This is a genomic window from Miltoncostaea marina (assembly GCF_018141525.1).
Taxonomy (GTDB): domain Bacteria; phylum Actinomycetota; class Thermoleophilia; order Miltoncostaeales; family Miltoncostaeaceae; genus Miltoncostaea; species Miltoncostaea marina.
This window is the reverse complement of the sequence record NZ_CP064655.1, coordinates 1,147,254-1,171,849: the sequence shown is the minus strand read 5'-3', so window position 1 is coordinate 1,171,849 and position 24,596 is coordinate 1,147,254. Positions and strand designations below refer to the sequence as shown.

General features: G+C 73.3%; 27 protein-coding genes, 1 tRNA gene and 1 pseudogene. 13 read left to right on the top strand and 16 right to left on the bottom strand.

The window, feature by feature from the left end; all coding sequences use genetic code 11:
- The first annotated feature begins 227 nt into the window (after window positions 1–227).
- Window positions 228–530 (top strand): hypothetical protein, encoded by a 303-nt coding sequence (locus ITJ85_RS05880; RefSeq protein ID WP_217915424.1) that lies wholly within the window; start codon window positions 228–230, stop codon window positions 528–530.
- A 390-nt stretch (window positions 531–920) separates the two neighbouring features.
- Here the strand turns inward: ITJ85_RS05880 and ITJ85_RS05875 are convergent, their stop codons facing one another.
- The 9 genes from ITJ85_RS05875 to ITJ85_RS05835 all read right to left on the bottom strand — a co-directional run bounded on the left by ITJ85_RS05875 (window position 921) and on the right by ITJ85_RS05835 (window position 5,217).
- Window positions 921–1,301 (bottom strand): hypothetical protein, encoded by a 381-nt coding sequence (locus ITJ85_RS05875; RefSeq protein ID WP_217915423.1) that lies wholly within the window; start codon window positions 1,299–1,301, stop codon window positions 921–923.
- Window positions 1,302–1,310: 9 nt separating this feature from the next.
- The gene (locus ITJ85_RS17500; protein WP_217915422.1) at window positions 1,311–1,559 is read right to left on the bottom strand and encodes a DUF2188 domain-containing protein; all 249 of its coding nucleotides are present in this window, start codon (window positions 1,557–1,559) and stop codon (window positions 1,311–1,313) included.
- Between the two features lie 81 nt (window positions 1,560–1,640).
- A complete protein-coding gene (locus ITJ85_RS05865) occupies window positions 1,641–2,441 on the bottom strand; it encodes an endonuclease domain-containing protein (protein WP_217915421.1) in 801 nt (266 codons plus the stop codon).
- Entirely contained in the window at window positions 2,434–3,012 is a 579-nt protein-coding gene (locus ITJ85_RS05860; RefSeq protein ID WP_217915420.1) for a hypothetical protein, read from the bottom strand. Before ITJ85_RS05860 ends, ITJ85_RS05865 begins: the two co-directional genes overlap by 8 nt.
- A gap of 279 nt (window positions 3,013–3,291) precedes the next feature.
- Entirely contained in the window at window positions 3,292–3,483 is a 192-nt protein-coding gene (locus ITJ85_RS05855) for a hypothetical protein (protein WP_217915419.1), read from the bottom strand.
- Complete coding sequence (locus ITJ85_RS05850; RefSeq protein ID WP_217915418.1) at window positions 3,470–3,829, bottom strand: hypothetical protein; 360 nt, start codon at window positions 3,827–3,829, stop codon at window positions 3,470–3,472. Before ITJ85_RS05850 ends, ITJ85_RS05855 begins: the two co-directional genes overlap by 14 nt.
- The gene (locus ITJ85_RS05845) at window positions 3,826–4,311 is read right to left on the bottom strand and encodes a hypothetical protein (protein ID WP_217915417.1); all 486 of its coding nucleotides are present in this window, start codon (window positions 4,309–4,311) and stop codon (window positions 3,826–3,828) included. The genes ITJ85_RS05850 and ITJ85_RS05845 overlap by 4 nt, the downstream gene beginning before the upstream one ends.
- The gene (locus ITJ85_RS05840; protein ID WP_217915416.1) at window positions 4,308–4,619 is read right to left on the bottom strand and encodes a hypothetical protein; all 312 of its coding nucleotides are present in this window, start codon (window positions 4,617–4,619) and stop codon (window positions 4,308–4,310) included. Before ITJ85_RS05840 ends, ITJ85_RS05845 begins: the two co-directional genes overlap by 4 nt.
- On the bottom strand, window positions 4,612–5,217 hold the full coding sequence (locus ITJ85_RS05835; protein WP_217915415.1) for a hypothetical protein: 606 nt from the start codon (window positions 5,215–5,217) through the stop codon (window positions 4,612–4,614). The genes ITJ85_RS05840 and ITJ85_RS05835 overlap by 8 nt, the downstream gene beginning before the upstream one ends.
- 336 nt (window positions 5,218–5,553) lie before the next feature.
- Here ITJ85_RS05835 and ITJ85_RS05830 point away from each other — a divergent pair, with 336 nt between their 5' ends.
- The 9 genes from ITJ85_RS05830 (at window position 5,554) to ITJ85_RS05790 (ending at window position 12,042) form a co-directional block, all read left to right on the top strand.
- Complete coding sequence (locus tag ITJ85_RS05830; RefSeq protein ID WP_217915414.1) at window positions 5,554–5,943, top strand: hypothetical protein; 390 nt, start codon at window positions 5,554–5,556, stop codon at window positions 5,941–5,943.
- Between the two features lie 169 nt (window positions 5,944–6,112).
- Entirely contained in the window at window positions 6,113–6,310 is a 198-nt protein-coding gene (locus ITJ85_RS05825; RefSeq protein WP_217915413.1) for a helix-turn-helix domain-containing protein, read from the top strand.
- Window positions 6,311–6,478: 168 nt separating this feature from the next.
- Window positions 6,479–7,273, top strand: a complete 795-nt coding sequence (locus ITJ85_RS05820) for a hypothetical protein (protein WP_217915412.1) — start codon at window positions 6,479–6,481, stop codon at window positions 7,271–7,273.
- Window positions 7,270–8,715, top strand: coding sequence for a hypothetical protein (locus ITJ85_RS05815; RefSeq protein WP_217915411.1), 1,446 nt, complete (start codon window positions 7,270–7,272; stop codon window positions 8,713–8,715). Before ITJ85_RS05820 ends, ITJ85_RS05815 begins: the two co-directional genes overlap by 4 nt.
- Before the next feature lie 516 nt (window positions 8,716–9,231).
- Window positions 9,232–9,723 carry a DUF6998 domain-containing protein gene (locus ITJ85_RS05810; protein WP_217915410.1) on the top strand — a complete coding sequence of 164 codons (492 nt, stop codon included), beginning with the start codon at window positions 9,232–9,234 and terminating at the stop codon, window positions 9,721–9,723.
- A gap of 14 nt (window positions 9,724–9,737) precedes the next feature.
- Window positions 9,738–10,034, top strand: a complete 297-nt coding sequence (locus tag ITJ85_RS05805; protein ID WP_217915409.1) for a hypothetical protein — start codon at window positions 9,738–9,740, stop codon at window positions 10,032–10,034.
- A 174-nt stretch (window positions 10,035–10,208) separates the two neighbouring features.
- A complete protein-coding gene (locus ITJ85_RS05800) occupies window positions 10,209–10,451 on the top strand; it encodes a hypothetical protein (protein WP_217915408.1) in 243 nt (80 codons plus the stop codon).
- A complete protein-coding gene (locus ITJ85_RS05795; RefSeq protein WP_217915407.1) occupies window positions 10,448–10,687 on the top strand; it encodes a hypothetical protein in 240 nt (79 codons plus the stop codon). Before ITJ85_RS05800 ends, ITJ85_RS05795 begins: the two co-directional genes overlap by 4 nt.
- 197 nt (window positions 10,688–10,884) lie before the next feature.
- Window positions 10,885–12,042 (top strand): tyrosine-type recombinase/integrase, encoded by a 1,158-nt coding sequence (locus ITJ85_RS05790; RefSeq protein ID WP_217915406.1) that lies wholly within the window; start codon window positions 10,885–10,887, stop codon window positions 12,040–12,042.
- A 19-nt stretch (window positions 12,043–12,061) separates the two neighbouring features.
- Here the strand turns inward: ITJ85_RS05790 and ITJ85_RS05785 are convergent.
- The 3 genes from ITJ85_RS05785 to ITJ85_RS05775 form a co-directional block, all read right to left on the bottom strand.
- Window positions 12,062–12,135: transfer RNA gene (locus ITJ85_RS05785), tRNA-Pro, on the bottom strand.
- A gap of 34 nt (window positions 12,136–12,169) precedes the next feature.
- Window positions 12,170–14,170 carry a glycosyltransferase gene (locus tag ITJ85_RS05780; protein ID WP_217915405.1) on the bottom strand — a complete coding sequence of 667 codons (2,001 nt, stop codon included), beginning with the start codon at window positions 14,168–14,170 and terminating at the stop codon, window positions 12,170–12,172.
- Window positions 14,171–14,240: 70 nt separating this feature from the next.
- The gene (locus ITJ85_RS05775; RefSeq protein ID WP_217915404.1) at window positions 14,241–15,353 is read right to left on the bottom strand and encodes a glycoside hydrolase family 6 protein; all 1,113 of its coding nucleotides are present in this window, start codon (window positions 15,351–15,353) and stop codon (window positions 14,241–14,243) included.
- A gap of 522 nt (window positions 15,354–15,875) precedes the next feature.
- Between ITJ85_RS05775 and ITJ85_RS17125 the strand changes: the two are divergent.
- Window positions 15,876–16,253 (top strand): annotated as a pseudogene (locus ITJ85_RS17125) (glycosyl hydrolase); the annotation flags it as partial.
- A 200-nt stretch (window positions 16,254–16,453) separates the two neighbouring features.
- Here ITJ85_RS17125 and ITJ85_RS05770 read toward each other — a convergent pair.
- From ITJ85_RS05770 to ITJ85_RS05760, 3 genes are all read right to left on the bottom strand, one after another.
- Entirely contained in the window at window positions 16,454–18,988 is a 2,535-nt protein-coding gene (locus ITJ85_RS05770) for a galactose oxidase-like domain-containing protein (RefSeq protein WP_217915403.1), read from the bottom strand.
- Window positions 18,989–19,118: 130 nt separating this feature from the next.
- A complete protein-coding gene (locus ITJ85_RS05765; RefSeq protein WP_217915402.1) occupies window positions 19,119–20,084 on the bottom strand; it encodes a TerC family protein in 966 nt (321 codons plus the stop codon).
- A 178-nt stretch (window positions 20,085–20,262) separates the two neighbouring features.
- Window positions 20,263–21,963 (bottom strand): glycoside hydrolase family protein, encoded by a 1,701-nt coding sequence (locus tag ITJ85_RS05760; protein WP_217915401.1) that lies wholly within the window; start codon window positions 21,961–21,963, stop codon window positions 20,263–20,265.
- Between the two features lie 269 nt (window positions 21,964–22,232).
- Here ITJ85_RS05760 and ITJ85_RS05755 point away from each other — a divergent pair, with 269 nt between their 5' ends.
- The gene (locus tag ITJ85_RS05755) at window positions 22,233–23,312 is read left to right on the top strand and encodes a nucleoside-diphosphate sugar epimerase/dehydratase (RefSeq protein WP_217915400.1); all 1,080 of its coding nucleotides are present in this window, start codon (window positions 22,233–22,235) and stop codon (window positions 23,310–23,312) included.
- On the opposite strand, the gene ITJ85_RS05750 is transcribed toward ITJ85_RS05755, so the two are convergent.
- On the bottom strand, window positions 23,222–24,235 hold the full coding sequence (locus ITJ85_RS05750) for a hypothetical protein (RefSeq protein ID WP_217915399.1): 1,014 nt from the start codon (window positions 24,233–24,235) through the stop codon (window positions 23,222–23,224). The genes ITJ85_RS05755 and ITJ85_RS05750 overlap by 91 nt on opposite strands.
- Here ITJ85_RS05750 and ITJ85_RS05745 point away from each other — a divergent pair.
- Window positions 24,227–24,589 (top strand): hypothetical protein, encoded by a 363-nt coding sequence (locus ITJ85_RS05745; RefSeq protein WP_217915398.1) that lies wholly within the window; start codon window positions 24,227–24,229, stop codon window positions 24,587–24,589. The two genes, ITJ85_RS05750 and ITJ85_RS05745, sit on opposite strands and share 9 nt — an antisense overlap.
- Window positions 24,590–24,596 lie beyond the last annotated feature (7 nt).

Here is a 24,596-nt window from a genome sequence, read left to right as displayed (position 1 = left end):
ACCCCGCAGAGCCACCGGCGCCCCGACCCCGGAAACGAACCAGTGACCTACGACGCCGAGAGCCGGACCACCCGAGAACTGCTGGCCGACTGGGCGGCGATCATGCGCGCGCTCCGCCATCGCGACGTCACCGGACGAACAACAGCCCGATCGGCGACATCGCCGAGGCAGTCGTCGCGGCGCACTGCGGAGGCACGCGGGGCGGCGTCAGCCAGGCGGGCTGGGACGTGCTGACGCCCGCCGGCGAGCGCATCCAGGTCAAGTCGCTCCGGCGGACGAGCACGGGAAGGCGGACGAACCTCAGCCCGGTCCGCGACGCCGAGTACGACCAGCTGCTCATCGTCATCTTCGACGAGGACTTCAACGTGACCGAGGGGCTCCGACTGCCCCGGGCGGCCGTCGAGCGGCTCTTCGACCACGATCCCTACGTCAACGGCCGGATCGTGCGGGTGACGCGCCGCATGCGCGCTGACCCCGAGGTCGAGGCGGTCGATCTGTCCTCCGTCCTGCTGCCCGGCGAGCACGCTTGATGAGGATGCGCACCGGCGAGCAGCCCCGCGCAGCGAGCCGTTCTGGCAACCCGAGCACTCCCCGGCAGACCGAGGCAGGACGCGCCCGAGACCCCCGACAGTCGCGATCTCCGCACTGCTCGGCACCGAGCCGGAGTGTGCGGCATCCGGCGGCACCCGGTTACTGAAGGCCCTGCGAAACCCCATCGGGACGCCCGGATTCGAACCGGGGACCCCCGCCACCCAAAGGCCGCCGACCGGCTCCCCGGGGAACCGCTTAGGGGAGCCGTTCCCGGCCCAGATGCCGCTCTGCTAGCGGGTTCTCGACCTCCAGCGGCGCGACCGCTCTAGCCCGCTCCAGACCGCTCTGAGCCGCTGGGTGGAGGTGCGAATGGAGGTGCGCGCCCGCACCTACCATCGCCACCTGAAGGCCTGGTCGTCTTCGCTCCAGTGCGCCCGTTGGGCTGCGATCTTCCGCCGCGTGCGCCGAGCGGGCCCGAGCGGGAGCAGAAGGCGCTTCCACCACGGCCAGTGCTCCCGGTGGGCCCCACGCACGTACCAGGCGCCCGCTCGCTTGAGTCGGCGCGCGTCACTGGGCGTCATCCCTGTGTCGTCAGCGATGACGCCATCGTGCCCCTCGGGAAGGAGGTCGACCAGGTGGTAGAGCGGGATCAGCCAGCGATCCTGGGCGTCCGGATTGCTCCACCCGTACTCGTCCAGCATCTTCGCGTGCCACCGCAGCGCGTGCCGATGCTCGCCAAGTGTCGGCATCGCGCGGCGCCGCGCTGCCATGAGCTGCCTCTACTTGGTGTCCCGGGCCGGTGACTCGCGCCCAGGCGGAATGGTGTCCGAGTCGCGGAACCGCCCGTCGCGGCCCTTGATTCGCAGCTCCCCGCCGCCGGCTCCCTGAACGATCTGTCGAGCGCGGTCGATCGCCTCTCGCTGCGTACTGGTCACGGCGCTGGCGCGCTCGTGGTGCTCTTTGACGACCTCCCATCCGCCGTCGGGTCGCGGCTGGACGTACCGATCGTTGTCGTTGCCTCTAGCCACTGTCCACCTCCTGCGCGTGCCGATAGAGAGACGTAAGCACACCGCCCGGACGGAACAACCGTTCGCCGCTCGGCCGGGAACTTAGGGGCGCGCCGCCGACCCTCGAACGATGTCCATCAGCTCGCGGACGCATGCCTGCGGGTTCCGATGAACGTCGCTCCCTGTCCAGCGGAGGGTCCGGATGCCGCGAGCATTCAGCCAGCGATCTCGCTCCGCGTCCTTCGACCTCTGCTCCTTCGTCTTGTGGGCGTCGTGACCGTCCAACTCAACGGCGACCGCGCTGCCTCCGTAGAAGACCAAGAAGTCGGGCCGATACCGCCTGTCGGTGCCCTGGATGAACGGCTGCACCGAGAACGTCAGGCCGGTCTCGAGGAGCGCCTCGTAGATGGGAACCTCGATCGGCGTCAACGAGTAGTCGTCGCGCTCGATGTACGGGCCTCGGCCGATCGGCTTTGGGATTGGAGCATCGACAAGTTCGGGCGTCGCTGGCGCCGAAAAGTGCCGGGAACACGCGCGACCGCCGCCGCTGCGATCGCGGGAGATCCTCTGAATACGGAAGGGTGGGTGCGTCTTCCAGGTCTGGACGTGCCTGCGCACCTCGTCGCTGAGGACGCGTTCGTAGGCTTTGACGCTGTTCGCGGCCAACCGGGCTGCCGAATCGTGGACGTCGAACATGAGGACGTACTGCGTCGCGGGTTCGCCCCAGCTGTCCTCGAAATACTCCGCTTCGACGCGGTGCGCGAGCTTGATCGCGTTGGGAAGGCCGTTCTTCTCAATGCCCCGCGAATAGCGCGCGACGAGGCCGCGCTCGACGTCCTCCCACGCGTGGACCATCTCGGTCAGCTTGTCGTCGACCTCATACTGCTCGGGGCCGTCACTCATCGGAGCCCTCATCGTCGCTCGTAGACGACGGGAGCTGCCCCTGGGGCTCGAACGACAGCGTTCGCAGGAAGGCGCCCAACCGTTCAGCGTCCGTCTTGTCCAGCCGGGCGGGTAGGCGCAGCTGAGCCATCTGCCCAGACCGCAGTGGGAACGGATAGTCGATGAGCCCCTGGTCGCTCTCCACCTTCGCGGACGTTCCATTGCTCGTGCGCGTCGCCGCCGACGTCGCTGGAGTCGCCGGCGAATCGCTGTTCGCAACTCGCCGCTGACGAGACGATGCCCTGAAGGTCGGTCGCTTCCAGTTCTTCGGGTCGGCGAGATACTCGCGGTAGGCGCCTATCGCCTTCCTGAAGCGAACCCGATACGCGTCGAGGCTTTCTCGCTTGTACCGGCCCATCACGATCGTCTCGAAGCGATCCAGATACTCGTCTGGATCGAACGACCGAACGTCCACGGTCCCAAAGTCCTCGCCCTCAACCTTGACGAAGACCTGCTTCGTCGCCGACTTCCACGCGTTCATCGCGCCCACCGGCGCATACCCGCTCTTGACCATGTAGTCCAAGAACTCCATGAGCCCGTCCGCGGTCCCCGAACCAATCTGACCAGCCATAGGTCCTCCTTCGTCCCGTTCGCACCAGATGTCGCACCGAGATTTGCACGGTACGAACACGCCGTCAAGCGCCGCCGACACAATCGGTACCGCGCCCTGTACGGGGCAGCGACTCGTACGGAGGACTGCACCCCGACTTGGACCGCTGCGGGGACTTAGCCCTTCCCCTGTAGCCTCTCCTCAGATCAAACGCCCGTACAGCCCACGCTAGGCCCCATAGCGTGGGCCGCAGGGGCGGGGCTACCAGGGCGCCTGCACCAACTGGGCGAAGGCGGTACCGGGCTGCTGGCGCCGGGCGACCGCGACCAGGTCCTGCGCCGGGCAGTCGATGCGGCGCCGGTCCGCCCCGGCGAGGTGCGAGACCCACCACTCCTCGGGGATCACCTCGCCGCAGGCCGGACAGCGCTGTTCGTCGTCCTCAGAGGGTTGCATCGGGCGCCGGCTTCCACCATCCAGAGGCCGCCAGCAGCTTGAGGAAGTAGCGGCGCTCCTCGTTCTCCAGCCGCTCGAAGGCCTCCCACGGCCGCTCGCCCGGCTGCAGATAGCCGAGAAGGATCTCCAGCGCGTACCACTGCACCCGGCGCTGCCAGCGCGCGGCCCCGATGACCTCGGCGGCCAGGGCGAGGTCCTCCTCGGTCGCCTCCATCATCAGGCGCTGCTCGCGCTCGCTGAGCGCGGGCAGGGGTGCCTCGCGCGCGTCGAGCTCGGCCTCGGCGCCGTTGACGACGTAGAGCACCCGCAGGCGCTCGGCCCGCAGGGCGACCTCGTCGGCGCTCATGCCGGGACCTCCGTCGTCAGGTCGGTCTCCGCCTCGCTCAGCAACCAGCGGCCGACGCTCGTCACCCGGCCGATCGCGTTCACCTCGGCGACGCGCCGCACGGCCGCCGCCATGCCGGACGGCGCGTGGTTGTAGGCGTAGGCCCAGACGCCGTGCCGCTGAACGACGTGGCGCCTGTCCTCCGGCAGCGCGTAGGCGATCGCCACCAGGCGCTCGTGGTCGAGCCAGGAGAACAGGCGCAGGACGTGCTCGGTGCGGGCGCCCGGGCGGGCCAGCTCGCGCACCGCCGCCGCGCAGATGAAGTCCAGCTCGCCGGCGCCGAGCACCTGCACGGCGTCCATCAGTGGGTAGCCGAGGGCCTCGGCGTGGTCGAGGTAGTCGGCGCGCGCCTCCCGGCTGCGGCGCAGGCTGCACAGGCCCTCGCGCTCGGCCAGCAGGCGGTAGCGCCGGGCCAGAAAGGCGATGCGCTCGGCCGTCCTCATGACAACCCCACCACGGCGCCCGCCTGCACCCGCAGCTCGGGCAGCCAGCCCGCCGGGTAGTGGCCCTCCGCTGGGGACGCGGCCTCGGTGCGCACGGCGGTGATGGGCGCAGGGTCGGCGATGGCCGGGGCGTTGGCGATCGGCACCGGCGCGAGGCCGGGCAGCCACGCGGACGGGTACGCCCCCTCCCCGGCCCCAGCGGCGCTCGCCTTTGCCATCACCCGCGTGGCGACGGTGCGCGTCGCCCGCACGGAGGGCGCAAGGCCCATGTCGCTCGCCTTGATGCGGACGTGCTCGGGGCTAGGCATTGGCGATCACCCCGCCCGTGCCGATGATGGCGGCCCAGTCGGGCTCAGGGGCTGGCTCGGGCACCGGCAGCTCGTCGAATGCCGCCCGCCAGGACGAGCTCTTGTTGACCGTGCGGTCGAACCACTGGGCCAGGTGCCGCACCCTGAGCACCTCGCGCTCTGCCGCGAGCACCGCCTCGCGCGCCCGGCGGCGCTCCTCCTCGGCCTCGGCCTGGGCGCTCTGCAAACGCGCGGCGGCCTCGGGCGCCAGCTCGCGCAAGGCCGCCAGCACCTCGGCGTACACCTCCTCCAGGACCTCGGTCGCGGCGTCGAGCCGCTCCTGGGCGCCGGCAAGCTCGGCCTCGCGGGCGGCGCGGTCGGGCTGGCGGAGCTTCGGCCGCTTGCCGGCACGGGCTGCGCTGGCGAGCGCGTGCTTGCGCTCGGCGTCCTCCTGGTCGTGCTTGGCGCGGATGGCGCTGAGGGCATCCGACGCCTCGCGGTGGATGGCAACGGCTGCCACGTGGCGCTCGCGCAGCTCCTCCACCTCGGGCCACCCGGTGCTCGCCGGCAACCACCCGGCTTTGCGTGATGTTCTCACGTCGTCGATATCAAGGCTCATGGCGTTACCTCTGGAAATGAGTTAGGTACTGGGATCCCGCCCCAGTACCCCTGTGCATGCACGCATTACACTACAATATACGTCACGGCCCGGCTACACATGGCGACGTATCGGAGGCAAGTCAGCATGCCCTCACGCCCCACCGACCCACTTACGAACCTGCGCCACGGGAAGACCTTGTGCGGCGCCCGGAACCGCCAGGGCGAAACCTGCAAGTTGTACGCGGGCTGGGGCACTCCACATCCCGGGATAGGTAAATGTAAGCTTCACGGCGGCTCAACACCGAACCACATCAAGGCAGCTATTCGGCACGAGACGCAGCGGCGTATGATCACGATGGGAATGCCGATGGACGTCACTGCGGCCGAGGCGCTGATCTGGCTGGTGCATGCGGCATCAGGGCACGTGGCGTGGTTGCACGAGCAAGTCGGCGCGGCCGAGGACCTCACGGCCGAGCAGACTGCGATGCTCGTCACGTTGTACGGCGAGGAGCGCGACCGCCTGGCCCAGGTGGCAAAGGCTGCGCTCGATGCGGGCGTGGACGCCGGCCAGGTGCAGCTCGCGCAGCGCTGGGGCCGGCTGATGGGCGAGCTCATCAAGGCCGTGCTCGACGACCTCGACCTCGACCAGGACCAGATGCAGCGCGCACCCGACGTCGTGCGGTACCACCTCGGGCGCTTCAACGAGGGCGACGACCTGTCCGGCATGGCCCTCGGCGAGGGGTAGGTCCCAGGCGCCGTACGGTTTATAGCGGGCGAGTTGCCAGCTTGTACGGCTTGGCGTACAGTTTCCGCCGTCGCCTACGGGTGGCAGTGGCGCACTCCGCCGCATAGCTCCTCCCAGCAGCCGAACTCGAACACGAACTTCGTCGTTCGCTAGTTCGGAGGGTTGAGAGTTGAGCACCACAAAGACACACAGGCCGCCCCTCGACTTCAAGGGCGCTGCCGAGTACCTCGGTCGCTCGGAGCGGTGGGTGCGGCGCGCGGTTGCCGAGCGCCGGCTGACCTACCTCAAGATGGGCAAGTTCGTCGCCTTCGACCCCGACGACCTCGACGCCTACATCGAGGCGAACAAGGTCGAGGCGGTGGACTGATGGCTACAAAGAGGACGCCCCCGAGGGGAAGGGCCTCGGGGGCGCAGACAACGCCATGCTCGCCAGCCCTCACGAGAGGAAGTGGAGGGCACCGTGAGTATAGCTAACAGCGCGGCGCGTGGCTACCTATACACGTGTCCGGTGTGTAGTGGTCCGCAGAAGTTAAGTGTGGACCGGAAGCCGACCGGCGGCTGGTGGGTGCGGTGCTGGGCGTGTCCCGGGCGGGGTGAGTACCTCGCGCTGCTTGCGGAGGCGCTCGACCTGCCGCCTGGGTCGGGCGGGCTGCTCCTGGACGACCCGCTCACGTACCTGGGCGACCCGCAGGCCGCCCGCGCGACCGACCGTGAGCCGGCGCCCCTGCCGAGCGAGCGCCAGATCGCGCGGTGGCAGCGGGCGCTGGAGCGCAGCCGGGCGGCGCGGCTGTACGTCACGCACGCTCGCGGCCTGGACTGGACGACGATCGACCGTCACCAGCTCGGCTACGACGGCAGCGCCGTCACGCTCCCGGTGCGCGACGCCGACGGGCGCCTGGTCAACCTGCGGCGCCGGTTCCTCGATCCCGGAGCCGGCCCGAAGATGGTCGGCCTCGGCGGGCGCGGGTCGCAGCTCTACCCGACCCCGCCCCAGCGGCGCCGGGTGGTCCTCTGCGCGGGCGAGTTCGACGCACTCATCGCCCGGCAGCACGGCATCCACGCCGTGACGACGACCTGCGGCGCCAGTCTGCCCGGCGCCCTGGTCGCCGCGCTGCGGCCTGCGGGCCGGGGCATCGCCGTGGTGTACGACGCCGGCGAGCAGGACCAGGCCGCAGCGACGGCGCGCAAGCTGCGCGCGGCCGGCGCCCAGGTGCGCGTCGTGCGGCTGCCCCTGCCCCACGGCGGCGACCTGACCGACTGGTTCCGCGCCGGGCGCACGGCTGCCGAGCTGCGCCGGTTGCTCCGCTGGAGCGGGGCGGTGGCGACATGAGCGGCAAGGGCAAGAAGCCCCAGGCGGTCATCCTCGTCGAGATGGCGGAGAAGCTCTACGAGATCGCGCCCGACGGCACCGGCGCGGTGTACGGCGTCCCGCGGCGCGGGCCGCGCATCGCCCGGCCGGTGCTCGGCAAGGGCGGGTCGCTGTCGGCCCATCTCACCCGCGAGTACTTCGAGCGGACCGGCAGCACGCCATCGAAGACCGCTCTCGCCAACGCTATGGAGGTTCTCCAGGCCCAGGCCGACGGACGGGAGCGCATCGCCGTTCATCTCCGGTGCGTGCGCGAGCAGGATCGCGTCGTCGTTGACCTGGGCGACGAAACGGGTCAGGTCATCGTCATCGAGGGCGGCCATTGGGCGATCCGCAAGGCGCCGCCGGACGGCATCGTGTTCCGCCGCACGCGCCTGACCTCCCCGCTCCCGAAGCCGAAGCGCGGCGGCGGCCTCGCGACGCTCCGTACGCTCGTGAACCTGAGCGAGGAGGCATGGGACCTCGCGCAGGCCTGGCTCGCGATGGCATGGCTGGCGGACGTGCCGGTGCCCATCCTGACGCTCACGGGGCCGCAGGGCGCCGGTAAGTCGTTCCTGGGGCGGGCGCTGGTCAACCTCGTGGACCCCTCGCCGGCTGCGTTGCGCTCCGCGCCGCGCGACCTTGCCGAGTGGCTGGCGGTGGCCTCGGCAAGCCGCGTCGTCGGCCTCGACAACATCTCGCGCATCGACGAGCCGCTCTCGGACGCCTTCTGTCGGGCGGTCACCGGCGAAGGCTCGGCTAAGCGGCAGCTCTACACCGACGGCGACCTCGTCGTGACGATGTTCCGGCGTGCTCTGCTGCTGACGTCTATCGACCCCGGCAGCCTGCGCGGCGACCTCGGCGAGCGCCTGATGCCCGTCGAGCTGCGCCCGCTGCGCGGCAAGCGCATGACCGAGCGCGCGCTGGACCAGGCCTATGCCGCGGCGCTGCCGGCCATGCTGGGCGGGCTGCTGGACCTCGTGGCGCGGGTGGTCGCTGAGCCGGTCCACTTGCCCAAGCCGCCCCGCATGGCCGACGCCGCAGAGGTGATGGCGGCGGTCGATGCGGCGACCGGCTCGCACTCGCTGGACGCGTACACCGCGGGGCAGGAGCACCTCGTGGAGATGGTGCTTGAGAGCGACCCACTCACGGCGACGCTGCTGGCGTTCATGCACGGCCAGCCCCGCTGGACAGGGACGTCCAGCGAGCTGCACGCGGCGTTGAAACCGATCCACAGCGACGGCCGCAACTACCCGGCTAACGCGCGCGCTCTCTCGATGCGGCTGCGCCGGATGCAGCCGCAGCTCCGCAGCGCGCGGCGGCTGGCGGTCAGCTTCAAGCACGGCACGCGGCGCGAGATCCAGCTGCGGTGGTTAGACCAGCCGAAGGCCGCCGCCCGCGGCCGGCTCAAAGCGGTGTCGCCGTAACGTCGCTAACCGTCGCTACGTCGCTAGCTTTCGGCTAAACCCTACGCGCTGCCTTTTTTCTTTCTTAGGAAGCAACAGAGAAAATGGGTCACTTGCGACGGGCGTAGGGTTTAGCCGAAATCTAGCGACGTTAGCGACGTAGCGACGGCCGTGGGTAGCGGAGTAGCGGCAGGTAGCGGCACCCGGAGAAGGGCGCGCCATGGCCTCAGGACCCCGCCCTCCAGCGGGGCAGGCCATAGCGGCGTGTCAGGCCTCGACGGGCCGATATGTGGGGCTCCCCGCGGGTTGTGCGGCCCGTTGATATGGGTGCGAGGGGTGCGGGCCTCCCTCGGCCGCAAAGCACCCGTGCGGGCTGGCCGGCGCGCGGCGCCCGGACCCCCGCTGGGAGGCCGGCCAGAAGGTGTCCCGCCCGACGTAGGCGGGAGTCGGTTACGCCGGATGCCGCCCGAGACGCGCATACACTTGCTCGCACGCGTCGCCGCACCTCCAGCGGCACCTCCGACCAGGATCGAGCCGATGACGTACAACCCCGAGAGCCGGACCACCCGAGAACTGCTGGCCGACTGGGCGGCGATCATGCGCGCGCTGCGCCACCGCGACGTCATCCGCACCAACAACAGCCCGATTGGCGACATCGCCGAGGCGGTCGTGGCGACGCACTACGGAGGCACGCGCGGCAGCTTCAGTCAGGCCGGGTGGGACGTTCTCACGCCCGCCGGCGAGCGCATCCAGGTCAAGGCGCTGCGCACGACCAGCACCGGCAAGCGGACGAACCTCAGTCCGATCCGGGACGCCGATTACGACTACCTGCTCATCGTGATCTTCGACGAGGACTTCAACGTGACCGAGGCCCTCCGGCTGTCCCGAGCGACCGTCGAGCGGCTCTACGACCACAACCCCTACGTGAACGGTCGCATCGTGCGAGTCACACGCCGCCTGCGCGCTGACCCGGAAGTGGAGGCGATCGATCTCTCGTCGGTACTGCTACCCGGCGAGCAAGCTCAGTGAGGGAAGGAGACGTCGTGGGAGAGATTCACTACGAGTTCGCGGACTACGGCAAGGGCAGCGACTTCTACGAATCGCTCGTGGCCGTCCAGCGCCATGCGGCAGAGGGCGACAACGTCCGGGGCGAGCTGGCGCTCCTGCGCGGCAAGCTCGAAGCGAGCCCCGACCCCGGGCGCACGCGGCCCGCGGCGATGCTGCTGGCACGAGCCGAAAGCGATCCGGACGACGCCGTCAAGCTCATCGGGCGGGCATTGATCGAGTTGGCGCCGCTCAACAGCGTTGGGCGCATTGAGGCCGAACCGGACGACGCTTGACAGCCCCCGCCGGGTTTGTGGGATAGTGCGCGCGCGACGTCCTAGTCAGAGGCGTCGCCTCATCGAATAACGCTCGCAGAGGTGGCGCCGCCACCCATCCTGCAAGGGGCGCCGAGCTGAGCCGGCCCGTCGAGCATCCGAACTTCCCCGTCGGGGAGGGAAAGGTGCTCCGCAATGGCACAGCAGACACTTGACATCCAGGACGACCTTTCGCACGAGGCCGAGGACTGGTTCCTCGGCGCCCTCTGCGAAGCCGAGTCGATGCTCTGGGAGCTGGCCCAGTTGCTCGATACGCCCGGTCCCCTGCCTGAGGACACCGGCGCCCTCATCGTTCCGTGGGGCTCCATCATCTTCCCGGTGATCTACCGGGACGACCACCGCAAGTGGGCGGACGGAGGACAGCAGGTGGCGTCATGAGCGCGGTCCCCGCGTACCCGGGCTGGTACGTCCTCATGGAAGACCGCACCTCGTTCCCTGTCGTCGCCTGGAACACCAAGAGCGGCGACGTCTACTTCCTCTGGAACGACGAGGCGCAGGAAGAGCCGCCCAACGTGCACAGCCTGCAGAACCTGGTTGAGGCTGAGGTGCTGGGCCAGCCGCTCGGCGTCTACCACGACGAGCTGCACCCCTACCGCAAGCCGGAACGGAGGTGAGCCCGACGACCTGAGCGCCCGGCGGAAGCGGGGTCGGCTGCGGCTGGCCCCGCTCCTGCCAGGCCCGGGTCGTAGACGTCGATTTCCCTGCGAGGACCGAAGAACATGGATTACTCCACCTCGATCGCTACCTCCAGCGGCCCACCGCTGGCGTACCTTTCAATTGTGACAGTTGTCACAAGAAGAGAGGTGCGGTGATGGCCCACATACGGGGAGTGCCGAAGGAAGACCCGTCGCGGTGGGAGGTCCGCTACGACGTGCGCGACGAGTACGGGCGGCGCCGGCAAAGGACAAAGACGTTCCGCCGCGAGGGGGACGCCAAGAAGTTCCGTCGCAAGGTTGAGCACGAGGCGGACCTCGGCACCCTGCGCGACCCGATGCTCGGCCGCGTCACGTTCGGCGCCCTGGTCGAGCGGTGGCAGCAGTCGCAGGCCTGGGCGGGGCTTAAGCCCTCGACAGCCGCGCGGTATGCGACGGTGCTGCGCGTCCACGTGCTGCCCCGCTGGGAGAAGGTGCAGCTCAGCCGGATCACCCGGGCCGACGCGGACGCCTGGGTGGTCGAGTTGAGCCGCGGGCGGCGCTCGCCGGCGACCGTGGGCAAGGTCTACGGCGTCTGGCGCCAGGCGCTCAACCACGCCGTGTACCTCGGCTGGTTGCCGGTGAACCCCGCCGCGGGCGTGCCGATGCCGCGGGTGCGCGAGCGCGAGCAGCTCTATCTCTCGCCCGAGGAGGTCTGGACGTTGGCCGGCGCCGTGCCGCCGCGGTACCGGGCGATGATCCTGACGGCCGCCTTCGCCGGGCTACGGTTCGGCGAGCTGGCGGGCCTGCGGCGGCGGAACGTGAACCTGCTCGCCGGGCGGCTGACCGTGGCCGAGTCGCTCTCGCAGGTGGACAGGCGCGCCGCCGAGTGGACCACGCCGAAGAACGGCAAGGCGCGCACCGTGGACCTGCCCGCCTTCCTCCGCGAAGAACTGACGCGGCACTGGGAGCGCTACACCGAGGGCGGCACCGGGCCGGACGGCGTCGTGTTCACCGGCGCGCGCGGCGCCCTGCTCGACCGGCACAACTTCACCCGGCGCGACTTCCGGCCCGCGGTCAGGCGCGCGCTCTCGGCAGAGAAGCACCGCCTGCGCTTCCACGACCTGCGCCACACCTGCGCCGCCATCCTCATCGAGCTGGGCACGCACCCGAAGCTCATCGCCGACACGCTCGGGCACTCCTCCATCCAGATCACGATGGACCGTTACGGCCACCTGCTGGAGCGCCCGCGGGCCGAGATGCTCGCCCGGCTCGACGCCCGCATGTTGGAGGTAGAACGGAGGTGCGGCGCGGAAGCAGCGGCGCCGGCGAACTAGAAACCCCTGCAAATCACTATCGGGACGCCCGGATTCGAACCGGGGACCCCCGCCACCCAAAGGCGGTGCGCTACCAGGCTGCGCCACGTCCCGGGTCCGGGGCCAGCGTAGCCCACCGCGCGCGGGCCTATCCGCCGGCCGGCCCCCTTCCCCGCTCGCCGGGCGCCTCGGTCGCCGCCGTCTGGGCCGCGGCGAGCATGGAGGCGAAGTAGGGCGCCGGGTCGGCCGGCGCCGCGACCGGCGGCGGCGGCGGCCCGACCGGCCGCTCCAGGCCGAACGGGTGCCGGAAGCACCAGCGCACGATGGCGTCGGCGGTGGCGGCGTCCACGGGATCGAAGTCGAGCCCGATCGTCCAGCCCTCGCCAGGCACCCCGGCGGTGACGGTGGCGATGACGCCGGTCACCTCCACCGGCCCGTCGTCCAGCAGCAGCACCAGGCGCAGCCGCTCGCCCGGCTCGCGGGGCTCGCGCACGACCAGGCGGGCGCCGTGGCGCGACAGGTCGGTCACCCGGCTGTCGATCGCGGGTCCGCCGTCGTCGCCTGAGTAGGCCGCGTGCATGGCGACCGGGAAGCGGTGGCTGCGCCGGCGGTGCTGCACGCCGCGCGCCCAGGCGTAGGTGTAAGCGATCAGGCCGACGTTGAGGAACGCCCAGAGGGTGGTGACGGTGGACGCGGCCGCCGGCAGGCGGCCGGGCAGGTCGAGCAGCTGGGCGGCCGTCTGGTAGCCGACCGCGGCGAGCGTCACCCCGGCCACGGCGAGCGGCACCGCCATCGCCCGGGCCACCGGCGAGCCGCCCGCGCGGGCGCCCTTCGGGGTCACCCGGAAGCCGCCGCCGCGGCCCCGCGGCAGCGCCGCCAGCGCCCGCAGGTAGGCCTCCATGCGCACGATCGAGTAGCGCTCGCCCTCCAGCACCCGGTAGCGGCCGCGGGTCATGGCGATCGAGGCCAGCGGCGTCAGCACCGCGGGCGGCACGAACACGGCCGCGTAGAGCAGCGGGTCGGTGGCGAGCGGCAGCGCGCCCGTGGCCAGCACGGCGCCCGGCACCAGCAGCGCGACGAGCCGCTGCGGCCCCTCCAGGAAGTGCAGGCAGCTCGCGGTGTACTCCAGGCGCTGGCGCCAGGTGAGGCCGCGCCGCAGGAGCGGCGGGTCGAGGCGCAGCATCTGCAGCGACCCGCGCGCCCAGCGCGCGCGCTGCACGACGAAGGCCCCGATCTCCTCGGGCGCCAGGCCGAGCGCCATCACCTCGTCGTGGTAGACGGTGCGCCAGCCGGCCGCGTGCAGGCGCATGCTGGTGTGGGCGTCCTCCACCACGGTGTCGACGGCCACGCCGCCCACCCGCTCGAGCGCCGCCCGGCGGATGACCGACGGGCAGCCGCACCAGAAGGCGGCGCCGTTGCGGTCCTTCCCGCGGCAGACCACGTCGAAGAAGATGCTCTGCTCGTTGCGCAGCGGGTCGTCCTCGCTGCGCGGATGGCCGAAGCCCCGGTTGTAGAAGGCCTGGGGCGCCTGCACCACCGCCACCGAGGGGTCGGCGAAGTGACCCAGCATCCGCTCGAGGAGCTCGGGCCGCGGCACGTGGTCGGCGTCCAGGGTGACGAGGAACCGCGCCTCCACGCGCTCCAGCGCGTGGTTGATGTTCCCCGCCTTGGCATGTCGCCGCGGCGGCGGCCGCGACAGGTACCTCGCGCCCAGCTCGTCGCACATCTCGCGCACCCAGTCGCGCGCGCCGTCGTCCAGCACCCACACCTCGGGCCGCGGGTCGTTGCGGATCGCCAGCGCGCCCACGACGGTCGGACGCAGCACGTCCGGGTCCTCGTCGAAGGTCGCCACCAGCACGGCCACCGTCTGCCCCTGCAGCGGCGGTGGGGTCGGTCGCCTGGCGAGCCGCCAGGCGGACAAGGCCAGCATCCCGAGCATCGCCACGGCGTAGGTCTCGGCCACCACCAGGGGCAGGGCCAGCCAGGTCGCCGCGCCGTCAAGGGTGAAGCCCCAGCGCCAGGTGAGGTAGGCGGCGCCGGCGAGGAGCGCGATGAGCACGAGCGCCTGCGCCAGGCGCGAGGCGGGCTCAAGGGGCGGTCGCCGGGCCGGGACGGCGGGGGCCGTCCGCTCACTGCCGAGGGTGTGCATCGCCGCCTCATCGGCGGCTCCGCACCGGAACTTTCGCGTCGCGGGCCGGGAGAAACCGGCCCGGCGGCGCTCAGCGCCCGGCGGCCTCCCGGGCCAGGGCCAGGGCGTACTCCGGCCACCAGCGGCCGGCGGGCGGGCCGCCGTTGCAGACGCCGTCGGACTCGCCGGGCCGCTTGACCCACAGGAAGGCGTCGATCAGCGGGTCGCCGGTGTCGGTGGTGGGGTCGGGGCCGAGCGCCCGCCCGGGCGGGTTGCACCACTCGCCGCCCGGCGCCGGGCCGTTGCCGTTGCGGCTGGTGTCGATGACGAAGTGCGCCCGGCCGGTGCGCCGGGAGATCGCCCGCCCGTAGGCCCGCGCGCGCTCGGTGGTCTCGAAGCCGGACACGTTGACCGCGAAGCCGCGCGCCCGGGCCACGCCGGCGCTGCGCAGGCGGCGGGCCACCACGCCGGCCGGCTTCCAGCCCGGGTTGCCGGCGTCGAGGTAGACCGCCGCGGCCGGCTGGCGCGACAGCCGCTGCACCGCCCACGCCAGCAGCCGCACCCGCTCGGCGCGCGCGGCGCGGCCCATGCAGTCGAGCGCCGACAGGGCGTCCGGCTCGACGATCACCGTGGCGGGGGCGCGGCCGATGCCGCTCGCCACCCGGTCCACCCAGCGGCGGTAGGCGGCGGCGCTCGCCGCCCCGCCCGAGGAGTGCAGGCCGCAGTCGCGGGCGGGGACGTTGTAGAGCACGAGCACCGGCACGGTGCCGGCGCGCCGGGCCGCGGCCACCCGGCGGGCGACGCTCGCGCGCACGTCGCGCACCCAGTCGCCGATCCAGAAGCCCTGCGGCTGCTCGGCGATGTGGCGCATCAGCTCGGCGTCCTGCGGGCGCATCGCGCGCCACTCGGCCGCCTGAGCGGCCGCGTTGCCCGCCTGCTCCACGTAGAGCGGTGAGCCCCCGGACAGCGGGTTGACGGTGCGCCCCCGGAAGCGCCGCACCTGGCGCACCGCCGGGCGCGCGTGCGGGGCCACGGCGGCGCCGGCCGCCGCGGTGACGCCGCGCGTCGCGCTCGTCGCCCCGGCCGCCACGCCGTCCTCAGCCGCGGCGCCGGCGGCGCCGGCCGTGAGCAGGGCGGCGCCCAGGCCGAGCGCGGCCGCGAGCGGGGCGAGGCGCCGCGTGGGGCGCTTGCGCGATGGCGTCACGGATGTCGAGGTGGCCCACGTGGCGCCCATATCGGCACGGCGCCCGATTCCTGGAGCCTATGGAATCCTGCACGTCGCGTGCGGACGGCTCACATCGGCCCGCCGCCGTGCCGACGATGGGGCGATGGCCCCTTCGCGCTGGCGCAGACGCATCCTGGGCACGCTGGCGGGCGTCGCGATCGCCGCCGCGGGCGCCGGCGTGCTCGCCGTCCCCTGGCTGGTGGACGACCGCGAGCCGGTGCGGGCCGAGGCGGCCGCGAGCCCCCTCACCTGGCCCGAGGAGCTGCGCCCGCCGGCCCCGAGCCGGGCACCCCGCGCCGGCGGCTGGCGCCGCCCGAGCGGGGCGTCTACCTCGGCGTCTCCAACCACCAGCTGGCCGCGCGGGACGGCGGCGTCGAGGCGTGGGCGCGCGCCAACGGCCCCCGGCCGCGCATCGTCAACTGGTTCCAGCAGTGGCTGAGCGGCGAGCGCCGCTTCCGCGCCGACTGGGCGCGGCGGGTGGCCGAGGCGGGCGCCGTGCCGATGATCACCTGGGAGCCGTGGTACGCCCCGGCCGGCGAGCTGCACGTGGCCGAGCAGCCCGACGTGAGCCTGGCCCGCATCGCCGACGGCGCCCACGACGACGTGGTGCGCGCCTGGGCGCGCGACGTGGCCGAGTACGGCCAGCCGGTGCTGATCCGCCTCATGCACGAGATGAACGGTGACTGGTACCCCTGGGGCGTGTCGGTCAACGGCAACAGCGCCGCGGACTACGTGCGCGCCTACCGCCACGTGCACCGCGTGTTCGACGCCGCCGGCGCGGACAACGTGAGCTGGGTGTGGTCGATCAACAACCTCGAGCGCATCCCCGGCGCCGACCACGCGATCGCGGCCTGGTATCCGGGCGACCGCTGGGTCGACTGGGTCTCCACCAGCGGCTTCAACTGGGGCACGGCCTACGAGTGGAGCTCCTGGCGCACGGCCGACCAGCTCTACCGCGACACCTACGAGGCGCTCGCCCGCTTCGGCAAGCCGATCATGATCTCCGAGATGGGCACGACCGGCATGGGCGGCGACGCGCGCACCTGGGTGCGCCAGACGCTCGCCACCCTGCGCACCTCCTACCCGCTGCTGCGCGCCGTGCTCTGGTACGACGACGTGGACGCCGCCGGCCTCGACTTCCGCCTGCGGGGCACGCTCGAGGGCGCCCTGGCCCAGCCCAACGCGCTCGGCACCGGCTGGGTGCGCAACCTGCGCCACACCCGCCTGCCCGGCTGAGCGGCGGCGCGGCTCAGCGCCGCGCCACGCGCACCGGGATCGTCCGCACCGCCGGCGCGCCGCCGGCGCGCCGCAGCGTCACCCGCACCAGCACGCGCGCGGGCGCCCGGCCGGCCACCCGGGCCCGCAGGGTCAGCGTCGCCCGCCCGCCCGCGGGCAGGGCGCGCACCACCGGGCGCGCGCCGGAGAGCCGGCGGCGCGCGCCCGGCGGGCGCAGGGCGGCCGAGACCCGCAGGGCCTCGGCGGTCTCGATGCGCAGGCGCACCACGAGGCGCCGGCCGCGCAGCAGCGCCCGGCCGGCGCGCAGCCGCGGCGCGGGGGCGGCGTGCTCGCCCGCCGTCCCCGGGGCGGCGTCCGATCGCGGCGCCGCCGGCGCGGGGCGCGGCGCCTGGGGCGGGGGCGGCCGGCGGCGTGGTGCCGGGCGGCGGCGTGGTGCCAGGCGGCGGCGTCGTATCGGGCGGCGGCGGCGCGGGGGCGTCGTCGTCGATGCGGATCCAGCGGGCGCGCGAGGGCACACCCGCGCCGTCGAGCGCGAACATCATGTACCAGCCGGGCGGCGCGATCGTGCCGTTGGCGGGCGCCCGCACGACCGGGCCGGCCGCGGGCCGCGAGGCGATCGCCAGCTCCACCAGGCGCTGGTCCATGTCGGTGGCGTGGGTCACCGACCCCGGCCGCATCAGCACCACGCGCGCCACCCCGGCGGGCCGGTCGACCGCCACCTGGAAGGTCGCGCCGTGGCGCACGGCCGCGGGCGCGCCGGTCACCTGGGGGCGGGCGCCGGCGAACAGGTAGGGCGGCGACCAGATCTGGGCGGTCGGCCCGCCCCCGTAGGGCTCGGGGAGCTGGTCGGGGCGGTCGTCCCCGGCCGACAGCACCCGGCCGTCCGGCAGCAGCACGGACGTCGAGTGGTAGGTGCGCTCGTCGTCCTCCTTGCCCACCGGCCGCCAGGCGCCGGTGGCCGGGTCGGACAGCTCGGCCTGGTAGACCGGCCCCTCGTAGAGCGAGCCGTCGGGCGCCTGGCCCAGGCCGCCGCCGTTGGTGAGCTTGGCGCCGTCCGGCAGCAGCACGGTGTTGAAGTGGGCCCGCGCGGTGGCCAGCGAGGGGCCCGGGCGCCAGGCCGGGCTGGGCCGGGCGGCCGCGAAGCCGGGGTCGTCGAGGTCGAGGTACTCGGTGGTGGCGGTGCGGTCGGGCGGCCCGGCCGCCCAGTCGGCGTCCCAGCCGCCGGTCAGCGACACCCGGGTGGGCCCGTCCGGGCCGCCCGGCTCGAGCACCGCGGTGCCCCAGAAGCGCGAGCGGTCGGGGCCGCCGCGCAGGGCGTGCCAGCTCCAGTCCTCGGTGTGCAGCACGAAGGCGTCGCGCACGCCGGGCCCGGCCAGCAGCACCCGGTCGCCCGCCCCCCGGCCGGCCACGGTGGTGTCCGGCAGCAGGAACATGTGCGGGTAGATGTTCACCCAGGGCTGGCTGGCCGGCAGGGTGCCCACGGTCTCGAGGCGATCGCGCCCGTCCGGCGTGGCGCGCGGGGTGAACACCTCCACCTCGGCCACGTCGCGGTGGTGGCCGCTCTCGTCCCAGCCGCCCACGATCACCACCCGCCCGTCCGAGAGGCTGACGAGCGTCGGGTACCAGCGGCCGTGGACCATGTCCCACGGCGTGCCGTCGGGCCGGCGCAGCCGCGACCAGGTCTCGGTCCAGGGGTCGAAGACGAACACCCAGGCGGCGCCCTGGAAGCCCTCGCCCGTCGCCGGGTCGCCCTCGCCGACCGTGTAGCGCAGGTTGCCGCCCGCGGCCAGGATGCGCCCGTCGGGCAGCGCCACCGTCCCGGCGCACCAGATGTTGGCCGGCAGCCGTACGCCGTCGGGGTAGACCACGTCCGGGATCGCCACCTCGCGCACCGTCCCGGTGACCGGGTCGAACAGATGCGAGTCGGCCCCCTTGTGCTTCGGCACGCGGCTGAACCACAGCACCTTGCCCGTGGGCAGCACCGTCGCGTGGATGGCCGAGGAGGGCACGTCGAACAGCGGCCCCCAGCGGCCGTCGCGGGCCGGGTCATCGCCCGCCGCCGCCCCGAGGGCCGGTGGCGGCGGCGGGCCGGCCGACGCCGGGCACCCCTCCCAGTTGGCGGCCCGGAAGGCGGCGTCGTCCTCGCAGCGGGCGAGCGCGCGCTCCTGGGCCAGGCGGCCCTCGTCGGACTGGGCCGAGTGGTAGGCGTGACCGGCGCGCCCCTCGTTGCGGGCCAGGTCGGCCGGGTCGCTGCCGCCCTCCACCCCGCCGAGCACGAACGGCGCGCCCGCCAGCGCCGCCGCCGCCACCCCCGCGCCGGCCAGCGCCCCGAGGCCCCGCCGCCGTCCCCGTCCCCCGCCGCGCAGCCGTACCCGCATGTTCCGCACCGCCGATTCCGCCAGATCCACCGATCGGCGTCGATGGTGCGCCAGGCAGGTGATCCCTGACGACGGGCGTGCGGATAGGAAATGCGCTGGACCGGCGGGGGGTGCCCGCCGCCCCGGCGGGTCAGGCGCCCGGCGTGACCCCCGGCGGCGGATCGAACTCCAGGTCCTCAGGCGTGTCGTTGCGCGTGGCCCACAGCGAGGCGAGCACCGCGGTGCCCAGCACCACCACCACCGCGCCGAGCGTCACGTAGACCGGCGGGTGCCACACGTCCGACAGCAGCATCTTGACCCCCACCAGCCCCAGCACCACCGCCAGCCCGTAGTTGAGGTAACGGAACCGGGTCAGCATCCCCACGATCACGAAGTACATCGCCCGCAGCCCCATCAGGGCGAAGACGTTGGCCGCCAGCACGATGAACGCCTCGTCGGTGACGGCGAAGATCGCCGGGATCGAGTCGATCGCGAACAGCACGTCCGTGCTCGCCACCACCAGCAGCACGGCGAAGATCGGCGTGGCCAGGCGGCGGCCGCCCTCGTGCACGAACACCCGGTTGCCGCGGTAGGCGTTCGTCGAGGGCACGAAGCGGTTGACCAGCAGCAGCAGCTTGTTCCGGCTCGGGTCGACCTGCTCGCCCGAGCTGGTGGCGAGCCGGTAGGCCGTCACCACCAGGAAGGCGCCGAAGATGTAGATCACCCAGTGGGCCGCCGACAGCGCCACCGCCCCGATCGCGATGAAGATGCCGCGGAAGACCAGCGCCCCCAGGATGCCCAGCAGCAGCACCCGCGGCTGGATGTCCTTCGGCACCGCGAAGTAGCCGAAGATCACCGCGAACACGAACAGGTTGTCGAGCGACAGGCTCCACTCGATCAGGTAGCCCGAGAGGTACTCGCCGGCCGCCGTGCCGCCCTGGGTGGCGCCCATGATGCCGGCGAACGCCAGGCCCACCGCGATCCAGGCGGCGCTCCAGATCGCCGCCTTCCTGACCGGCACCTCGTGGGCGCCGCGGCCGAACAGCAGGATGTCGATCGCGGCCAGCACCGGAACGGCGCCGATGAGGGCGATCCAGGCCCAGAGGGGCGGCTCCATGCGGGCGGTGGCTCCTTCGACGCGGGCTTCGGGCGTGCGCCGAAGGTCTCTCCCACCCCGCCGACGCCGGCGGGGCCGATCTCACCGGGCCCGGGCGGGCGGGCCGTACTGACGATGAGACCGTCCCGGGATACTCCCCAACGGTCGGCGGGATGGTAGCGCGGCGGCCGCCGCGGGGTCAGGCCGGCACGCGCGCGGCGAGCGTGCCGGCGCGGCGCACCGCCGCCTGTGCGATGCGCTGGTTGATGCGCAGCTGCCCGGCGCTCAGGCGGACCGCGCCGCGGCTGCCGCCGCCCGCGGCCGCCGGCGGGCGCCGCCCCTCGAGCCGCGCCTCCAGCGCGTTCGCCCGGCGCACGGCGGCCTGGTAGATGCGCTGGTTGATCCGCAGCTGCCGCGCCGTCAGCGCGACCGTCCCCGGCCGGGCCGCGCGACCGGCGGGCGCGGGCCGCCCCTCCAGCCGCGCCCGCAGCGCGTTGAGCCGCCTGACGGCCGCCTGCCCGATGCGCTGGTTGATGCGCAGCTGCCCGGCGGTGAGGCGGATGGCGGCACCGCGGGCGGCGCCCGCCCGCGCGCGGGCCACCCGCACCCCCGGCGCCCGGACGACCCGGGACACGGCCCACGTCGACGTGCCGGGCCGGGTCGCGCGCAGCCGGATGGCCAGGTAGCCGCGATCGCGGAACCGCACGGTGAGCCGGCTCGAGCGCGCCAGCCGGACGGACGCGATCGGCCGCCAGCGGCCGGCGCGGAAGCCCTGCACGGCCACGCGCACCCGGCCGCCGCGCACCGTCACGCCGACCGCCAGCGTGACGCGGCCGCGCCGCAGCGTCAGCTTGGGCCTGCCCAGCGCCACGCGGGCGCCGCCGGCGGCGAACGACGCCGGGTCGGGCGCGCGCGCCGCCCTCGCCGGCAGGGCGGGCGGCGGCACCCCGCCCGGCGGCGGGCCGGCGGCCCCCCCGGGCACCTCGACGCGGAGCGCCCGCAGGGCCGAGTACGCGGGCTTCTCGCTGAAGTCGAAGCGCAGCAGGCCGTAGTTGGCCTCGATGATGTCGCGGACCTCCTTGTCGCGCAGGGAGAACCAGAACAGTCGCTCGACGTCCAGGTAGCGGCGCATGTAGGTGAAGGCCCGCGTCAGGTAGTCGGCCTGCTGGGCCTCGCTCACGCAGAAGGCCCGGCCCGGCCGCGGCTCGCAGGTGCTGTAGCTGTACTCGACCACCCAGATCCGCCGGCCGGGGTCGAGCTCGGCCAGCAGGCCCTGCAGGTCGAGGATCGACGAGAGGTTGCGCTGCGGGAAGCCCTGCCCCGGCCGCGGCGGGCTCTCGGGCTCGACGGCCGGGAAGAGCATCCAGCCGACGACGTCGAAGCCACCGCGCAGGCCGGCGGCGTAGGCGCGCCGCAGGAAGTCGAACGAGCCGTCCTTGCTGTAGACCGTCCCCGAGACGACGAGGGCCGACGGATCGGCGTTCTTGATCGCCGGGTAGACCGCCCGCTGGAGCTGCGCGAACAGCACCGGGTCCTCGCGGTCCCAGAAGTCCGGCTGGTTGACCTCGTTCCAGGGCGAGTAGGCGTCGATCCAGGGCCCGAGGCCGCGCGCGACGGCATCGAAGAAGGCCGCGTAGGCCGGCAGGGCGTCGGGCCGCGGCGGCACGTTGCCCTTCGCGTTCGCGGGCCGCCCGTCGGTCGCCCAGGCCGGCGCGCCGGTGAACTGGACGAACGTCTTGAGGCCGATCGAGTGCGCGTAGCGCAGGCGCTGCTCGAGCTGACGCCACGCCGCACCGCCCGCCCCATCGGGGCCCGGAACGGCGTCGGCGGTCGGCTGCACCGCCGCCCAGCCGGTCGCGAGCGTGATCCACGGGACGCCTGCGGCCTTCGCCGCGTCCATCTCACGTTCGTAGTCATCCCCGCTCGCGAGAACGCGGATGCCGGCATCCGGGACGACGAGCGCAGCTACCCCGGTGGTGGGAGCCGCGAGAAGGAGGACGAACGCGATGCTCACGCTCAAGCGCACGCCCCGACGCTACTCCCCGTTCCGGCGGACGACACCCGACCTACGACCAATCGGCGGGCGCGGAAACCTACCCCGAAGGTCAGTGACGCGGTGGCGGCCATGGCTTTTCCTTGTCATGTCTCGGGTGTCTATTGGGAGAAATTGTGGGAACGAAGGTCTCCGAGGTCGAGTGGATCGTCGAACAGCCCGCGTCGGCCCCCGTCCGGCTGCCCTTCCGACTCCCGCGGTCGCGCCTGCTCTTCGCCTGGGATGTCGTCGTGACCGCGGCGGCCTTCTCGTTCACCTCGAGGATCGACGCGCTCCACCCGGGCGCCGGTGAAACGCGTTCCGAGGCCGCCGCCGCCCTTCCCGGCATGCTCTCGTGGCCCGCCCTCGTCTTCCTCGTGGCCTCGCTCGTCGGCCTCGCGATGGTGCGGGGGCGCGAGAGCGGCCTGGGCGGCCACGCGTCGGCGCTCGTCCGCCTGGGCGCGATCGCCGCCGTCGCCGGCTGGACGACCCTCACAGCCGGTCTACTCGCTGGCTTCGAGGCCGAGGCGGCCCAGCTCATCGCCGTCTCGCTCGCACTGCCTATCGCTTGGACCATGGGCCGAGTCGCGATCGATCGCCCGCGGCGCGAGCGCGTCCTCCTCATCGGCAGCGGCCGTGTGGCGACGCACCTCACCGTGCTGGTCTCGCGGCACCCCGAATGCAGATTCGACATCGTCGGCACGCTCGATGACGACCCCCCGGCCGCCGACGGCGAGCGACGAGCACCGCTCCTCGGCTCGATCGATGACCTCCCCCTTGTCCTAGCCGGCGGCCAGATCGATCGCATCATCGTCTGCTTCTCCGCCGTCGGCGACGAGCGGATCGCGGACGCGCTCCGGCAGTCGGACGCCCACGACGTGCGAGTCGACGTCGTCCCCCGCATGTTCGACCTCGCCGCCGGCGGCCGGTGCGCGTCGCGCCATGCCGACGGCGAAGCGGACGACCTTGCCGACGTTGCGCGGCCGGGGATTGGCGATGCCGATCGGCTCGATGAACAGCACACGGTGCCCGGCCTCACGGAGCGCGGCGATCTTGCGCCAGGGCTCCGGGTTGTGGAAGCCCGCAGGCATGTCCGCGAGCCAGAGGACGGGCGCAGGCCCGGACGTCACGCGCCCTCCAGGACACGCTCGAGCCCCGAGTGCAGTCGCCCGCGCGCAGCCGCCTCGAGGAAGGCGTCGGTCCCGTACGCCGCATGATGCCGCGCGCTGCGCAGCACCGCGAACGCCAGTGCGTCGGCCAGCGCATCGGCGTCCGCGGTGGCGAGCGCCGTGACGAGGAACCGCCCGACCGCCGTTCGCAGCGGGTCAGGGACGCGGTCGAGCGCGTCCGTCGCGGCGCCGAGGTCGAGCCACTCCTCGCCCCTCCAGCGGGAGAGCAGGTCGGCGAGGGCCGTCGTGGCGTCAGTCCCCGCGATCGCACGTTGCTCGTCGTAGGGTCGGTCGATGGCCTCGAGGCGCCCGTCCGGCCTGACGACGAGGTTCCGCAGCTGGAGGTCGCCGTGCTCGCGCGCCTGCGGCACGGGCGGCGAGGCCGCGAATCGCCCGAGCAGGTCGGTGCACCAGGCGCGGGCGAGCGGCGACCCCACCGAGGCGAGGCCGCGGCGCGCGTCGGCGAGCGAGCGCTCGTGCACCTCGGGCTCGCGCTCGGGCAGATGCAGGGACCTCAGGTACGCGCCGAGCGACGCCATCAGCCGCGTGCGCCGCTCGTCGCGCCCGGCGGACCGCAGCGGCCAGGTCGTCCAGCGCTCGGCGCTCCATCCGTCGACGAGTCGCTCGACGCGGACCTGCTCCCCGGTGGTCCGCAAGCTGCCGGTGACCGTGCCCCGATCCCAATCGACGAGCTTGAGCTCGCCTTCGGGGGACGGCGCGCCGACGATCGTCGTCGGCACGGGACCGGGCTGGCGGGCGCGCCCGGCGACCAGCCACGTGTCGGGCAGGAGCCGCCAGAGCACCGCGCGGGGCACGTGCGTCAGCGCGCGGGCGAGCACCCGCCGCGGCGTCGTGCTGAGCGGGTAGAGATGGCGCATGTAGAACGGGAAGCCGACCGTCCAGTCGCGCTCGTCGATGACGATGCGGGGGCGCAGCGCGGTCGGCAGCGGGATGAGTAGGCGATGGGGCATCCCGAGCGCGTCGAGCGCCGACGGGTACCGGCGACGCGGACGGCCGCGGCGCGCACCGGCGACGGGCAGCGGCCCCGGCATCCTGATCAGCGCCGCGCCGTGCGGCCGCAGCAGCCCTGCGAGGACGTCGGGTTCGACGGAGCGGGCGTCGCAGACGACCAGGTCGAACGCCTCGCCGCCCGGCGCGGCCCGCTGATCGGCGGCGAGCACGACGTGCGCACCCGTGCGCGTCAGCGCCGTCCCGAAGGCCCCGAGATCGGGACCGATGACGGCGACGCGCCCGTCGTGCCCCGGCATGACGCGCACCACGTCGGCGAAACCTACCTCGGGTGCCGGAGCGCCACGCCTGCCTGAGATACCC

Coding starts and splice junctions, on each gene's coding strand:
- ITJ85_RS05780 (WP_217915405.1), bottom strand. CDS start 14,170: ATGCACACCCTCGGCAGTGAGCGGACGGCCCCCGCCGTCCCGGCCCGG.
- ITJ85_RS05840 (WP_217915416.1), bottom strand. CDS start 4,619: ATGCCTAGCCCCGAGCACGTCCGCATCAAGGCGAGCGACATGGGCCTT.
- ITJ85_RS05745 (WP_217915398.1), top strand. CDS start 24,227: ATGGGGCATCCCGAGCGCGTCGAGCGCCGACGGGTACCGGCGACGCGG.
- ITJ85_RS05760 (WP_217915401.1), bottom strand. CDS start 21,963: ATGGACGCGGCGAAGGCCGCAGGCGTCCCGTGGATCACGCTCGCGACC.
- ITJ85_RS05865 (WP_217915421.1), bottom strand. CDS start 2,441: ATGAGTGACGGCCCCGAGCAGTATGAGGTCGACGACAAGCTGACCGAG.
- ITJ85_RS05795 (WP_217915407.1), top strand. CDS start 10,448: ATGAGCGCGGTCCCCGCGTACCCGGGCTGGTACGTCCTCATGGAAGAC.
- ITJ85_RS05860 (WP_217915420.1), bottom strand. CDS start 3,012: ATGGAGTTCTTGGACTACATGGTCAAGAGCGGGTATGCGCCGGTGGGC.
- ITJ85_RS05845 (WP_217915417.1), bottom strand. CDS start 4,311: ATGAGGACGGCCGAGCGCATCGCCTTTCTGGCCCGGCGCTACCGCCTG.
- ITJ85_RS05835 (WP_217915415.1), bottom strand. CDS start 5,217: ATGAGCCTTGATATCGACGACGTGAGAACATCACGCAAAGCCGGGTGG.
- ITJ85_RS05770 (WP_217915403.1), bottom strand. CDS start 18,988: ATGCGGGTACGGCTGCGCGGCGGGGGACGGGGACGGCGGCGGGGCCTC.
- ITJ85_RS05855 (WP_217915419.1), bottom strand. CDS start 3,483: ATGCAACCCTCTGAGGACGACGAACAGCGCTGTCCGGCCTGCGGCGAG.
- ITJ85_RS05850 (WP_217915418.1), bottom strand. CDS start 3,829: ATGAGCGCCGACGAGGTCGCCCTGCGGGCCGAGCGCCTGCGGGTGCTC.
- ITJ85_RS05815 (WP_217915411.1), top strand. CDS start 7,270: ATGAGCGGCAAGGGCAAGAAGCCCCAGGCGGTCATCCTCGTCGAGATG.
- ITJ85_RS05765 (WP_217915402.1), bottom strand. CDS start 20,084: ATGGAGCCGCCCCTCTGGGCCTGGATCGCCCTCATCGGCGCCGTTCCG.
- ITJ85_RS05790 (WP_217915406.1), top strand. CDS start 10,885: ATGGCCCACATACGGGGAGTGCCGAAGGAAGACCCGTCGCGGTGGGAG.
- ITJ85_RS05800 (WP_217915408.1), top strand. CDS start 10,209: ATGGCACAGCAGACACTTGACATCCAGGACGACCTTTCGCACGAGGCC.
- ITJ85_RS05830 (WP_217915414.1), top strand. CDS start 5,554: ATGGGAATGCCGATGGACGTCACTGCGGCCGAGGCGCTGATCTGGCTG.
- ITJ85_RS05810 (WP_217915410.1), top strand. CDS start 9,232: ATGACGTACAACCCCGAGAGCCGGACCACCCGAGAACTGCTGGCCGAC.
- ITJ85_RS05875 (WP_217915423.1), bottom strand. CDS start 1,301: ATGGCAGCGCGGCGCCGCGCGATGCCGACACTTGGCGAGCATCGGCAC.
- ITJ85_RS05750 (WP_217915399.1), bottom strand. CDS start 24,235: ATGCCCCATCGCCTACTCATCCCGCTGCCGACCGCGCTGCGCCCCCGC.